At 72.7% G+C, this 12500-nt stretch carries 13 protein-coding genes; all 13 read right to left on the reverse strand.

Annotated features, from left to right (window positions below; translation table 11 throughout):
- Positions 1 to 309: 309 nt before the first annotated feature.
- The 13 genes from ACE101_RS05555 to ACE101_RS05615 all read right to left on the reverse strand — a co-directional run bounded on the left by ACE101_RS05555 (position 310) and on the right by ACE101_RS05615 (position 12484).
- Positions 310 to 1608, reverse strand: coding sequence for a hypothetical protein (locus ACE101_RS05555; protein WP_379126623.1), 1299 nt, complete (start codon positions 1606 to 1608; stop codon positions 310 to 312).
- Positions 1605 to 2297, reverse strand: a complete 693-nt coding sequence (locus ACE101_RS05560) for a tetratricopeptide repeat protein (protein WP_379126625.1) — start codon at positions 2295 to 2297, stop codon at positions 1605 to 1607. The genes ACE101_RS05555 and ACE101_RS05560 overlap by 4 nt, the downstream gene beginning before the upstream one ends.
- Positions 2298 to 2308: 11 nt before the next feature.
- A complete protein-coding gene (locus tag ACE101_RS05565; RefSeq protein WP_379126627.1) occupies positions 2309 to 3235 on the reverse strand; it encodes a VWA domain-containing protein in 927 nt (308 codons plus the stop codon).
- On the reverse strand, positions 3232 to 4233 hold the full coding sequence (locus ACE101_RS05570) for a VWA domain-containing protein (protein ID WP_379126628.1): 1002 nt from the start codon (positions 4231 to 4233) through the stop codon (positions 3232 to 3234). Before ACE101_RS05570 ends, ACE101_RS05565 begins: the two co-directional genes overlap by 4 nt.
- A complete protein-coding gene (locus ACE101_RS05575; protein ID WP_379126630.1) occupies positions 4227 to 4724 on the reverse strand; it encodes a DUF4381 domain-containing protein in 498 nt (165 codons plus the stop codon). The genes ACE101_RS05570 and ACE101_RS05575 overlap by 7 nt, the downstream gene beginning before the upstream one ends.
- The gene (locus tag ACE101_RS05580; protein ID WP_379126632.1) at positions 4721 to 5722 is read right to left on the reverse strand and encodes a DUF58 domain-containing protein; all 1002 of its coding nucleotides are present in this window, start codon (positions 5720 to 5722) and stop codon (positions 4721 to 4723) included. The genes ACE101_RS05575 and ACE101_RS05580 overlap by 4 nt, the downstream gene beginning before the upstream one ends.
- A gap of 11 nt (positions 5723 to 5733) precedes the next feature.
- The gene (locus ACE101_RS05585) at positions 5734 to 6741 is read right to left on the reverse strand and encodes an AAA family ATPase (protein ID WP_379126634.1); all 1008 of its coding nucleotides are present in this window, start codon (positions 6739 to 6741) and stop codon (positions 5734 to 5736) included.
- 3 nt (positions 6742 to 6744) lie between these two features.
- Positions 6745 to 7767, reverse strand: coding sequence for an HAD family hydrolase (locus ACE101_RS05590; protein ID WP_379126636.1), 1023 nt, complete (start codon positions 7765 to 7767; stop codon positions 6745 to 6747).
- An 82-nt stretch (positions 7768 to 7849) separates the two neighbouring features.
- Positions 7850 to 9520 (reverse strand): arylsulfatase, encoded by a 1671-nt coding sequence (locus tag ACE101_RS05595; RefSeq protein WP_379126638.1) that lies wholly within the window; start codon positions 9518 to 9520, stop codon positions 7850 to 7852.
- On the reverse strand, positions 9517 to 10494 hold the full coding sequence (locus tag ACE101_RS05600; protein WP_379126639.1) for a formylglycine-generating enzyme family protein: 978 nt from the start codon (positions 10492 to 10494) through the stop codon (positions 9517 to 9519). Before ACE101_RS05600 ends, ACE101_RS05595 begins: the two co-directional genes overlap by 4 nt.
- Before the next feature lie 57 nt (positions 10495 to 10551).
- A complete protein-coding gene (gene aqpZ / locus ACE101_RS05605; protein WP_379126641.1) occupies positions 10552 to 11286 on the reverse strand; it encodes an aquaporin Z in 735 nt (244 codons plus the stop codon).
- A gap of 194 nt (positions 11287 to 11480) precedes the next feature.
- Positions 11481 to 12116: a response regulator transcription factor gene (locus tag ACE101_RS05610; RefSeq protein ID WP_379126643.1), complete on the reverse strand. Its 636-nt coding sequence runs from the start codon at positions 12114 to 12116 to the stop codon at positions 11481 to 11483.
- 149 nt (positions 12117 to 12265) lie between these two features.
- Positions 12266 to 12484, reverse strand: a complete 219-nt coding sequence (locus tag ACE101_RS05615; RefSeq protein WP_379126645.1) for a hypothetical protein — start codon at positions 12482 to 12484, stop codon at positions 12266 to 12268.
- Positions 12485 to 12500: the final 16 nt, after the last annotated feature.

The raw sequence follows: 12500 nt of genomic DNA on the forward strand, positions 1-12500 counted from the left end.
CCGTCGTGGGCGCTGGTTCGTGCGCCTCAGGGTTCCGGTTCACCTCTGGGCCGCTAATTGGTCGGAGCCGCCTCGTCCGATCCCGGCTAGGCCCTCGCGGACATGACGCGCTCGGCCGATCTTGCGGTTTGATACGGTTTCCGGAAGATCACTTTCGGAAATCGTATCACGAGCCCGCGCGGCGTCTGAGCGAGGCCGGTTTCCGCATCGCGAAGCGATCATCCGGAAACCGTATGACATGGATCAACCAGTCACCGCGAGCGGCCGCTGGCCGGCAAGCCGGCCTGGTGGCATCCCGCCATCGAACGCTCATGGTGACCGCTGGGTGGTCGCGGCCGGCGGCACGGCCGGGTTGAGCGGCGGCAGCCGCGCCCCGCGCCGTGCCGCCGGCCGCGACAGGGCCGCCTTGCGCAAGGCGCCGAGCCGCACGGCGAGCCGCCCTGCCTCCCGGATCGTCCAGGGCGCGGAGCGTGCCCCGTCGAACAGGCTGGCGGCGAGCCGGCTCGCCGCGGCATCGATGGCGGCCTCGGGCATGCGGCTGTCGCCGACCGTCTCCCTGAGGCGGGCCCGCCAGCGGCGCAGGGCGGCGTAGGTCGGCCCGGGCCGCGCCCCGCGGCATTCCCGTTGGAGGCTCCGGAACGTCGCCGGCTCCGCCTGCCGCCGCGCCCGCATCCACCGGAGGAGGGGGCCGGCGCTCCGTCGGCCGGCCCAGAGAAGGGCCGCGAGCGCCACCAGCCCGAGGGCGGAGGCGGGCCAGGACAACCGGCGCGCCTCCCCGAAGACGGGCGATGCGGCATCCGCCGGCGGGGCCTGAACCTGGACGCGCGCCCCGATGGCTTCGGCGGTGCGCAGGACCCGCGCGTCGAGGTCCCACCAGGGCTGGCCGAGCGTGGGCAGCCGGAACTCTCCGGCCCGCTCGAACACGTAGGTGATCCGGTCGACCCGCCGTCCGGTCAGGGTGCCCCGGTTGCTGCGGTCGTCGGCATCGGGCGGATCGGCATAGGCCCGCACGCCCTCCGGCGTTGCGCCGCGCAGGTCCTGCATCGCGAGGGCGGGCACGTCCTCCGCCTCGCGGATGATCGTCCGCGTCAGGGCATCGCCGGCCCGGAGGAGCTGCGCCGGGGCTGGCGCCCAGCTTTGGTCGAGGCTGAGCCGGGCGGTGGCGACCACGGGCCCCGAGGCGTCGACGCCCGGGGGAACCCGGACCGCCAGCGTGGCGGGCTGTCCCGCCGCGGTCCCGATCGTCTCCCGTCCCCGGTCGAGCAGGGTCACCCTGGCCGGCGGGACGGTCAGGGTCCCGCCGCGGCGGGCGAACAGGGCGAACTCGAAGCGCTGGCCGGCATACGGGCTTGCGTTCACGCGGTCGTGGAGCGTCGTCCCCTGGCTCTCGAACCGGAACACCTGCGCGCCCGGAACCTCGGGCAACTGCACCTGCGGCGGGGCCGGCATCTCGCCGGGGAAGAGGACGTCGACGATCACCGCCACGCGCTGGCCGATGACCGCGCTCGCGGGCCGCAGGCTCTGACGGACGACCACGCCGCCGGCCTCCTCGGCCGCGGCCGGAGAGCAGGCGATGGCCACGGTGAGGAGGAGCCCGGGCCGCCTCATCGCGAAGGCTCCCCGGGAGAGGCCGCAGGGGCGTTCTGCAGCTGGTAGAAGAACTTGGCCCGCAGGAAGTCGGCCGGACGGGTCTGGACACGGCGCAGCCACAGGGCCCGGGCCGCCTCGTCGCTCATGGGCGCGCCGCCAGCCACCTCTGTTTCCTCGCCCTGGCCGGCGTTCTTCTTCGTCCTGTCGTAGACAATCTGGTCAGGGATTGACTCGGTGTCGCCGTCGTCCCCGCCCTCCGTCCTCATCCGTGCGGCGCGCAGGTGCGCCAGGGTGCGGTTGGCCTCGGCGTCGGGCCATTCCGGGCGGAGCTCCAGCGCGCGCGAGTATCGTTCGGCCGCCTGATCGTATTGGCCGAGCATGACGAGGGCGTTGCCCTGGTCGTAGGCCGCTTCAGCGCTGTCGAGACCGCCGAGCACCTGTGCAGCCTGCTTGAACTCCCCGGCCCGGAACAGGGCGACGCCACGCCAGAGCGGGTTCGCGAAGGTGGCCGCCGCCTCTTGGTATGCGCCACGGTCGAAGTGCCAGCGCCCTTGCTGGTCCGGCGAGGCGAACAGGGCCGCAGGGCCGACCCGGGCGGCGCCGAGCCCCAGCCACAAGGCTGTCGAAGCCGCAACGACGCCGTAGGGATGCGCACGCGCCGCATCGCCGAGATGCCCGAATAGGAAGGCGAAGCTGCGGAAGGCCATCGGACTGCCCCTCAGCTCGCCAGAACCCAGCCGCGCCGGAACCAAGCCGCCACAAGAGCAGCGAGCAGCGGCGTCAGCCAGTAGCCCGTTTCCGCCCAGCGCTCGCTGGCCGGGTCCCTGGCGGCGGCCCGGGCCGTGTCGAGGCGACGGGCGATCCGCCGGACATCCGCATCGTCGGCCGAGAGCGGCACGAGGCTCGCTTCGAGGGCGGCCGCTGCGTCGCCGAGCGCGAGCGAGGCCTGAGCGGCGGGAACCATCGCCCACAGCATCGCCGGCGGGCCGCCAGCGCCACCCGCCGCCCGCAGCAGATCGCCCTGACTCGGCTCAACCGCATCGGCGAGGATCAGGATTGAACCACCCTCGCCCCCGCCCGCCAGCGTCCGGGCCGCCAGGGCCACCGCCTCCGCGAGCCGGTCGCCCTCCACCGGCATCACGGCCGGCGCCATGGCCTGGAGCATCGACACGAGAACGGCCTTGTCCGGCGTCGGCGGCAGAACGAGATGGGCGGAGCCGCTATAGGCGACGAGGCCCGCCGCCGCGCCCTCGCGCAGGGCCAGCAGGTCCGAGAGCTTCTGCCGGGCGCGCTCCGCCCGGCTCGGCGCCACGTCCGTCGCCTGCATGGACGGCGTCACCCGGAGGACGAGCATGACCGGCGGCGGCGGCGCGGCGAAGGGGGCCGGCTCGCGCGCCCAGGTCGGTCCGGCGACCGCGATGGTCCCGAGCCCCCAGAGAACCGCCAGCATGGTGGCCGGCGTGATCCGGCTCCGCTCCCCGCCCGAGGCGGTGAGCAGGGGGAGCAGGTCCGGCGCGATCACCGCCCGCCAGCGTGTCGTGGTCTCGGCCTGCCCGCGGGTCAGCCACCCCAGGGCCGCGGCCGGGGCCAGCAGCAGGAGGGCCCAGGGCCGCAGGAAGTGGAAATCGGCGAGCGCGCCCGTCATGCCGCGCCCCCGCGTGGGACGGGCGCCGGCCGGACGGCCAGCATCAGGCCGAGGGCCTGGGCACCGAGGCCGAGGAGGAGCGCGAGGCCGAGGGGCAGCCAGTAGAGGTCGGTCCGCGGGCGGACCGAGACGGTCTCGATGCGGCGGGTCTCGATGGCGTCGAGGCGGCGGTAGATGCCCGCGAGCGCGTCGCGATCACGGGCGCGCGAGAAGCCGCCGCCGGTGGTCGCCGCCACCTCCCGCAGGGCTGCCTCGTCGAGCTTCTCCTCGCCCACGGCCGCCGGATCGCCGATGGCCACGGTGTGGATGGTGATGCCCCTGTCCCGGGCGATGCGGGCCGCCTCCGCCGGCGGAACGCGGCTCGCCGTGTCGTTCCCGTCCGTCAGGGCGATGATCGTCCGGGCCCGCGCGCCGGATCGGTCGAACAGCGTGATGCCGAGGCCGATGGCGTCGCCGAGCACCGTCCGCGGCCCGGCCATGCCCACCGCGGTCTCCCGGACGAGCGCTCGGCAGAGCGTCAGGTCGGTGGTGAAGGGAACGAGGACGAAGGGCGCGTCGCCGAACACCACGACGCCGACCCGGTCGCCCTGGCGGCGCGCCAGGAACCCGTCGAGGACCTCCTTCACCGCCGTCAGCCGGTCGGTGGGCCGGCCGGCGGCGTCGCGGAAGTCGCGCGCATCCATCGAGCCCGACAGGTCGACCAGCAGGAGAAGGTCGCGCGTCGGCAGATCGCGATGGAGCGCCGCCTCGATCCGCTGCGGGCGCGCGAGCGCGGCGAGCGTGAGGAGCCAGCAGGCGACGAGCACGCCCCGGCGCCACCGGGCCCGGCTCGCGACGACGGCGCCGTGCTGCGGGCGCGCGCCCGTGAGGGCGGCCAGCTCGTCGAAGAACGGCACCCGCAGGCCGGCGCGCCGCTCGGCCCGCGGCGGCGCCAGGCGGGCCACGAGCCACGGCAGCGGCAGGAGGAGGGCGGTCCACGGATAGGCGAAGGTCAGCATGGGTCCGGCCCATCATGCGCCCTGACCCAGGCGCGGGCCTCCCGGAGCGCCGCCTTCAGGTGCGGGGCGGGAACGGGCTGATCGCCGACGAAGGCCCATCGGCCGACCCAGCGGGCGGCGCCCTCGGTGAAGGCCTTGGTGCGGCCCGTGCGGTCGAGGAACCCGAGCCAGGCCGGCCCGGTCAGGGAGGCCACCTCGGCACGCGGGAAGGCCGCGAGCGCCGTCCGCTTCAGCACGGCGGCGAGGTCGGTCGCCGCACCCGCGCACAGGCCGGCATCGATGCGGCGCTCGATGCCGTCGAGCTGCCGCCACGCCTCGCGGCGATAGGCGTTCGCGCGGTAGCGCCACCAAGCCCGCGAGCCCGCCACGACGGCGGCGGCGGCCAGGCCGGCGGCCAGGATCCACCAGCCGGGCGCCGGCGGCCACCAGGGGACCGGCGCCGGCAGAACGAGGTCGCGCAGGTTCTCAAGGCTCGCGGGATCCGGATTCATCGCATCGGCCCTCCCGTCCCGGAGGCGCTCCGGCGCCCGCCGTCCCGGCGCCGGCCGAGCGTCTCCCGGATCTGCTCGGCCACGTCGCGGTCCGTGCGCACGGGAAGGACCGGGATGGCGCGCTTCCGCGAAAAGGCCTCCAGGCGGCTGCGCCGCTCGGCGAAGGCCTGGGCGAAGCGCTCCCGCAAACCCCGCGAACCGGTCTCGACCTCGATCCGGCGCTCGCCATCCGCGACGACGACCCGGCCGAGGTCGGGCAGGCTCTCCTCCAGCGGGTCGTAGACGAACACCGCGACGACGTCGGTGTGGGCGGTCAGCGTCGTGACGCGCTCCGCCGTCTCGCCGTCGGCGCCCGCCCCGTCCGAGATGAGGCAGACGAGGCCGTCATGCGGCGCCATGCGGGCGGCCCGGCGCAGGCCCTCGTTGAGGTGCCCCAGCGTGTCCGCGCCCCCGTCCGGGGCGGGCAGCAGATGGTTGGCGCGGATGGTCGCGTCGAGGATGCGCCGGACGGCCCGCTCCCGGGATCCCGGGCGGATCTCGGCGATGCCGGAGGAGGACAGCACGACCGCGCCGACCCGGTCGCCCAGCGCGGTGACCCGCCACGCGGCCAGGGCCGCGGCCTCCGCCGCGGCGACCGACTTCGTGGCGCGCCGGCTGCCGAAGAACATCGGCGGCCGCTGATCGATGAGGAGGACGACCGGACGGTCGCGCTCCTCGGTGTAGACCCGGATGGTGGGCTTGGCGAGCCGGGCGGTGGCGCGCCAGTCGATGGCGCGGGTGTCGTCGCCCTGGACGTAGCCGCGCAGCTCCTCGAAGCTCAGCCCGCGCCCCCGCAGCCGGGAGGCGTGCCGCCCGGAGAGCAGGCTGTGGACGGGCTGACGGGGCAGGAAGCTGAAGCCCGTGGCCCTGTGCCGGAGCAGCAACAGGTCCGCGAGGTCGGCATAGGCCCGCGCCCGCTCCGCCGGATGGCTCGCCGCGTCCGGGACCGTGAGGGGCATGCCGGTCCTCCTCAGGCGGGCACCGCGACCTGGGCGACGATCTCGTCGACGATGTCGTCGACCCTCACGCCGTCCGCGGTCGCCTCGTAGGAGGGGGAGATCCGGTGGCGCAGGCAATCGTGCACGACGGCCTGGACGTCTTCCGGGACGACGTAGTCGCGCCCGCGCAGCCACGCGACGACGCGGGCGGCGCGGTCGAGGGCGAGCGAGCCGCGGGGGCTCGCGCCGAGGGCGATCCACCGCTTCAGCCTGTCGCCGTACTCGGCCGGCCGCCGGGTCGCCGCGATCAGGGCGACCATGTAGGTCTCGATGGCCTCGACGGTGGTGACGGCGTCGATCTCCCGCCGGGCGTCGAACACGGCGGCTTGCGGGAGCCTGGGCGGCGGGGCGGCGGGCGGGCCGGCGCTCTCCGCGCGCACGAGGCGCAACACCCGCACCTCGTCGGCATCGCTCGGATAGGCGATGGTGACGTGCATCAGGAAACGGTCCATCTGCGCCTCGGGCAGCGGATAGGTGCCCTCCTGCTCGATGGGGTTCTGGGTCGCGAGCACCATGAACAGGTCGGGCAGGGGGTAGCGCTTGCCGGAGACCGTGACCTGCCGCTCCTCCATCGCTTCGAGGAGCGCGGACTGCACCTTGGCGGGCGCGCGGTTGATCTCGTCCGCCAGCACGAGGTTGCCGAAGACCGGCCCCTTGCGGAACTCGAAGGTCCCGTCGCTCCGGTAGATCTCGCCGCCGGTCACGTCCGAGGGCAGCAGGTCGGGCGTGAACTGGATGCGGCTGAAAGCGCTCTCCAGGTTCCCCGACAGGCTCTTGATCGCCCGGGTCTTGGCAAGGCCCGGCAGGCCTTCGAGCAGGACGTTGCCGTTCGCCAGGAGCGCGATGACGAGGCGCGCGACCACGCGCTCCTGGCCGATGATGTCCCGGTTGACCCGTCCCTGCAGGTCGAGAATGGCCGCCCGCGGGCTTGCTGCGGACGGCGCCTCCGACAGCATCGCGGGTTCGGGCTGACCTGCCATCGCCTATCTCCGCTCGGCGGGGGATGCGGCCGGAAAAACGGATTTCCAGTCCCGCCGCATGTCGACGACGGTCCAGCCGCGCTGCACGGCCTCGTCGAGGGCTTTGTCGAGGCGCCCGACACGAGACTCGCGGTCGTAGGCGTATTCGCGCTCCGCGTCGGTGTGATGCACAAGGCCCAGGAAGCGCGGGCCGGTCCCCGCGGCGGTCCATTCCAGCATCTGCTGGTCGCCGTCCGAGTTGCCGAAGGCCAGGATCGGCTGGCGCCCGATGACGCGGTCGATACCGGACGGCTTGCCGGGACCGTCGTCGATGAACTCGACCTTCGCCTCCTTGATCAGCACGGGCTGGCCGTCGGGCCTGATCTCGAACTTGGTGACGCCGGAGGAGCCCACGACCTGCTCGGGCGGGATGCCGTAGGCGCGATCCGCGAAGACCCGCATGAACTCGACCCCGCCGCCGGAAACGATGAAGGTCTTGAAGCCGTTGGCTCGGAGCAGGGCGAGGAGCTCCAGCATCGGCTGGTAGACGAGGCCGTCGTAGGGGCGGTCGAAGCGCGGATGCCGCGCGGTCCGGAACCATTCCGCCACGAGGGCATCGAAGGCGGTGGTCGTCATGCCGGCATGGGTCGCCGCGATGATCTGCAGCAGACCCTTCTCACCCGCGGCGGCGAGCGCCTGCCGGTCCCCCTCGATGATGCCCCTGAAGGGCTCAGTGTCCCGCCATTCGGGGTGCTGGGGGGCGAGCGCCTTCACCCGGTCGAGGGCGAAGGCGACCTGAAAGTAGACGGGCTGCTCGGCCCAGAGCGTGCCGTCATTGTCGAAGACCGCGATGCGCTGCGGCGGCGGGACGAAGTCGTGGCCCCCGGCGGTGGTCACGCGCCCGACGAAATCCAGGATGGCCTGCTTCGGGCCGCCCTCGTTCCAGGACGGGAGAGGATCGGCTCCTGCCGCCGCGGCTTTCGCCGGCACGATGCCCGGTGCGGCGACCAGCGCCGCGGCACCCGACAGCATCGCCCGGCGGTTCATTCTGCCTGTCCGAACCGGCATCCGGTGCCTCCTGAAAAGTCGGCGCGGGCGTCTCGTCCTCGGGGACGCCCGCGCCGGTGCATCACCGGCTGGGCGCTTCCGTCGCCTTCTGCATCTTCTCGATGATCTGATCGACGCTGAAGCTCGCCGCCCGCTGGCGGGGCGGGAACTCCCGGAAGGTCGCCAGGAACTTGGCCACTTCCTCCTGGGCGGCGAAGATGAGGTAGGGTTGCGAGACGAACCAGTCGTAGTAGGTGTTCGATGTGATATCCGCCCGCTCGTAGGGGTCGGCCCGCAGATCGAACAACTTCGGCAGGCGCAACGTCGTGAAGGGCTCCGCCCAGACGCGCATCGTGCCCGGGGCGCGCTGCTCCTCGAAGACGATCTTCCAGTTCTCGTAGCGCATCGCCACGAGATCGCCGTCGTCGTTGAAGTAGAAGAACTTGTTGCGGGCGCTCCGGTCCTGCTGGCCCGTCAGGTAGGGAAGCTGGTCGTAGCCGTCGAGGTGGACCTTGAACGTCTTCGCGCCGGCGGTGTGGCCCTTCAGGAGCTTGCCGGCAATGTCGGGATCGCCCGCCGCGGCCATCAGGGTCGGCAGCCAGTCGAGCCCGCTGACCATCTCGTTCGAGACGGATCCGGCCTGGACGCGGCCCGGCCAGCGGATCATGCACGGGACCCGGAAGGCGCCTTCCCAGTTGGTGTTCTTCTCGCTCCGGAAGGGCGTCATGGCGGCGTCCGGCCAGGAGTTCATGTGCGGACCGTTGTCGGTCGTGTAGAGCACGATGGTGTCGTTCGCGATGCCGAGGTCGTCGAGCTTCTTCAGGAGCTGGCCGATGTGCCCGTCGTGCTCGACCATGCCGTCCGCGTACTCGGTGCGGGCGGTCACGCCCGGCGGACTGCGGCGATCGTCGGCGACGTGCGTGCGGAAGTGCATGCGCGTCGCGTTGAACCAGCAGAAGAACGGCCTGCCCGCCCGGACCTGCCGCTCCATGAAGTCCATGGCCGCCGCCGAAGTCTCGTCGTCGATGGTCTCCATCCGCTTCTTGGTGAGCGGGCCGGTATCCTCGATCTTGCCGTCCGCCGACGCCCTGAGAACGCCGCGAGGTCCGAACTTCTTGCGGAATTCGGGGTCGCGCGGATAGGTCCGCTGCTCGGGTTCCTCCTCGGCGTTGAGATGGTAGAGGTTGCCGAAGAACTCGTCGAAGCCGTGGTTGGTCGGCAGGTATTCGTCGCGGTCGCCGAGGTGGTTCTTGCCGAACTGCCCCGTGGCGTAGCCGAGGGGCTTGAGGAGTTCGGCCAGCGTCGCGTCCTCCTTCTGCAGCCCGACCGTGGCGCCGGGGACGCCGACCTTGGACAGGCCCGTGCGCAAGGTCGCCTGACCCGTGATGAAGGTGGACCGACCCGCGGTGCAACTCTGCTCGGCGTAGTAGTCGGTGAACATCATGCCCTCGCGGGCGATGCGGTCGATGTTGGGCGTCCGGTAGCCCATCAGGCCGAAGGTATAGGCGCTGATGTTCGACTGCCCGATATCGTCGCCGAACATCACCAGGATGTTGACGGGTCGTCCCGGGGCGCCCGGCCGGGCCGGGGCCGGCTGCGGAGCCGGGGCCGGCTGCTGGGCCCGTGCGACGGGCACCGCGCCGGTGACGGCGGCCGCCAGGGCGGTCCCGCCGAGCAGCATCCTGCGGCGGCTGACCTCGGGGGCCGGCCCTTGCTCCGCAGCGGCATCGTTCGGCGGTGGTGTGCGGGTCATTGCTGTCTCCCTCGGCGGACCACGCACCGGAAGCCGATATGGCTGGTCGAGGTGTCGACCGGGTGCGGGTGGCGCGCGGCCGGACGGTAGCGGCGGCAGTAGTTCGGCGCGCACAGGTGCGAGCCGCCCTTGACCACCCGCCGGGGGATGCGGACCGCCGGCTGGCCCGGGTCGTAGCTCCCATCCTCCTGGCCGCCGCGGGGGTTCTGCGGGATGCAGCAGGCCTTGGGTGCGTCGGCGGGGTGCCGGGCGGCGAAGAAGTCGCTCGTCCACTCCCAGACGTTGCCGATCATGTCGTGCAGCCCGTAGCCGTTCGGCGGGAAGGCCGTGACCGGGGAGGTGCGCTCGTAGCCGTCCTCGGCGAGGTTCTGGTGCGGGAAGGCGCCCTGCCAGGTATTGGCCATGTGCCGGCCGCCCGGCGTGAGTTCGTCGCCCCAGGCGAACTCCGCCCCGTCGAGGCCGCCGCGCGCCGCGAATTCCCACTCGGCCTCGGTCGGCAGCTCCTTGCCGGCCCAGGCCGCATAGGCCGCGGCATCGTCGTAGGCGACATGCACCACCGGGTGCTCGTCCAGGCCCGCGATGGAGGAGCCGGGGCCGAGCGGGCGGCGCCAGCTGGCGCCGAACCGGAACCGCCACCACGCGCCGAAATCCCGCAGGTCGACGGGGCCCTTGGGCGGCCGGAAGACCAGGGAACCGGCTTCCAGCATGTGGGGCAGCGCACCCGGGTAATCCTCCGCCCTCGGCCTGCGCTCCGCCGCCGTCACGTGCCCGGTGGCCCGCACGAAGGCGCGGAACCGGGCATTGGTGACCGGCGTGCGGTCGATCCAGAAGCCGTCGACGCTGACCCGGTGGACCGGCGCCTCCTCCGGATAGTGCCGGTCCGAGCCCATCCGGAAGGTGCCTCCGGGCACGAACACCATGTCCCGGGTCGCATCCGCCGGGGTGGATTGGTCGAGAACGGTCGCGCCCGTCATCGGTCGCTCCTCGTCGTGCGGCAGGATGGCAGGTCGCCTCGGTGCGCGCCGGCGCGGCTATTCCGCCGGTGCGCGGGGCGTGATGCCGGTGACCTGGGCGGCGGGCTCCTCGGAGAGCCAGCGGTAGAGGACGCCGCCGATCATGCCGCCGACGAGGGGCGCCAGCCAGAACAGCCAGAGCTGGGCGATGGCCCAGCCGCCGACGAACAGCGCCGGGCCGGTGCTGCGGGCGGGGTTGACCGAGAGGTTGGTGATCGGGATGCCCACGAGGTGGATCAGCGTGAGCCCGAGCCCGATGGCCAGCGGCGCGAAGCCCACCGGCGCCTTGCCGTGCGTCGCCCCCATGATGATGAACAGGAACATCATGGTCAGCACCCCCTCGGCCAGGAGGCAGGCGAGGAGGCCGTAGCGGCCGGGCGAGTGCTCGCCGTAGCCGTTGGCGGCGAAGCCCTTGGCGAGGTCGAAGCCCGGCGCGCCGCTGGCGATGGCGTAGAGCAGGGCCGCGGCGAGGACGGCGCCGATGAGCTGGGCGGCGACGTAGGGCCCGATGTCCCGGGTCGGGAAGCGCCCGCCTGCGGCGAGCCCGACCGTGACGGCGGGGTTGAGGTGGCAGCCGGAGATGTGGCCGATGGCATAGGCCATGGTGACGACGGTGAGCCCGAAGGCGAAGGCGACGCCGAGGAGCCCGATCCCGACTTCCGGGAAGCCGGCGGCGATCACCGCGCTGCCGCAGCCGCCGAAGGTGAGCCAGAACGTGCCGATCGCCTCAGCCGCGCATTTGCGGATCTGCATGGAAGCCTCCTGTGCTCAGGCGGGGCAACGGTCCCAGAAGCCCCGCATCCGGGAGACGTCGGTCTTGTCCCGGCAAGGGCCGGGGGCCGGTCGGGATTAATCTGTGCGAGTCTAGCGGGTGCCGTGCGGTCGACCTATCGGGGAAAACCCCAGGTTGTCCGGTCGGAATGCCTGATTTTTCCGATGGCGACGCCCTACGGCTCGACCAGCTTGTTCCGGACGGCGTAGCGGACCAGGGCGGCGGTGGTGCTCAACCCGAGCTTGTGCATCGCTGAGGAGCGGTGGGTCTCGACGGTCTTCAGGCTGATGGCGAGGGTCTCGCTCACCTCCCGGCTCGAGAGTCCCTCGGCGATGAGCCGCACCACCTCGCGCTCCCGGGCCGTCAGCGTGTCCGGCTCCGAGCCCTCGCGGGGATGGGCGAGGAAATGCGCGAGCAGGGTCTGGTTCACCCGGCCGGTGAAGTAGGGCTGGCGACGCGACAGGGCGTCGACGGCGGCGATGAGCTGCTGGTCGGCATCCGACTTCAGGAGATAGCCGCGCGCCCCGGCGCCCAGCACCTCGCGCACCAGGGCCTCGCTCTCGTGCATGGTGAAGACCAGCACCTCGGTCCGCGGGCTCGCTTCCCGGATGCGCCGGGTGAGCTGCGAGCCGTTCATCACCGGGAGCGAGTAGTCGATGACGGCGACGTCGGGCTGATGGAGCCCGGCGAGGTCGATGGCCTCGGCCCCGGTACCCGCCTCGCCGACCACCGCGAAGCCGAGATGGCTTTCCAGGATGGCGCGCACGCCGCGGCGGATGGCGCTGTGATCGTCCACGATCAGGATGGTCACCGGCACGAGATCCGTCCTCCCGTTTGGTCACCCCCGCGGGCACCGCCGCTCGCGCCCGGGACGTCTCGGTGCGCCTGCGACGTTGCCCTCTCTCCTCGTTCTTACGCTCACGGCTTGGAGACAACGGGCCTCGGCTCCGGAGGCGCGAATCAGAGCGCGAAGGAGGCCTCGAAGAAGCCGATCGTGCCCTGAAAGCGGTTCTCCACCGCGGCCGAGATGTCGCCGACATGGCGGTTGAGCGCGACGTTCGAGAGCCGGCCTGGCTCGTTGCCGCCGGCCGCGACGCTGAGCCGGCCCTCGGCCGCCCGTGCCGTTGCCGCCTGCGACCCGAGGGCCGCCAGCAGCATGCCTCCCGCGAGATGACGCATGATACGGTTTCCGGAA

This window comes from Methylobacterium carpenticola, assembly GCF_042748905.1.
GTDB classification, from domain to species: Bacteria; Pseudomonadota; Alphaproteobacteria; order Rhizobiales; family Beijerinckiaceae; genus Methylobacterium; species Methylobacterium carpenticola.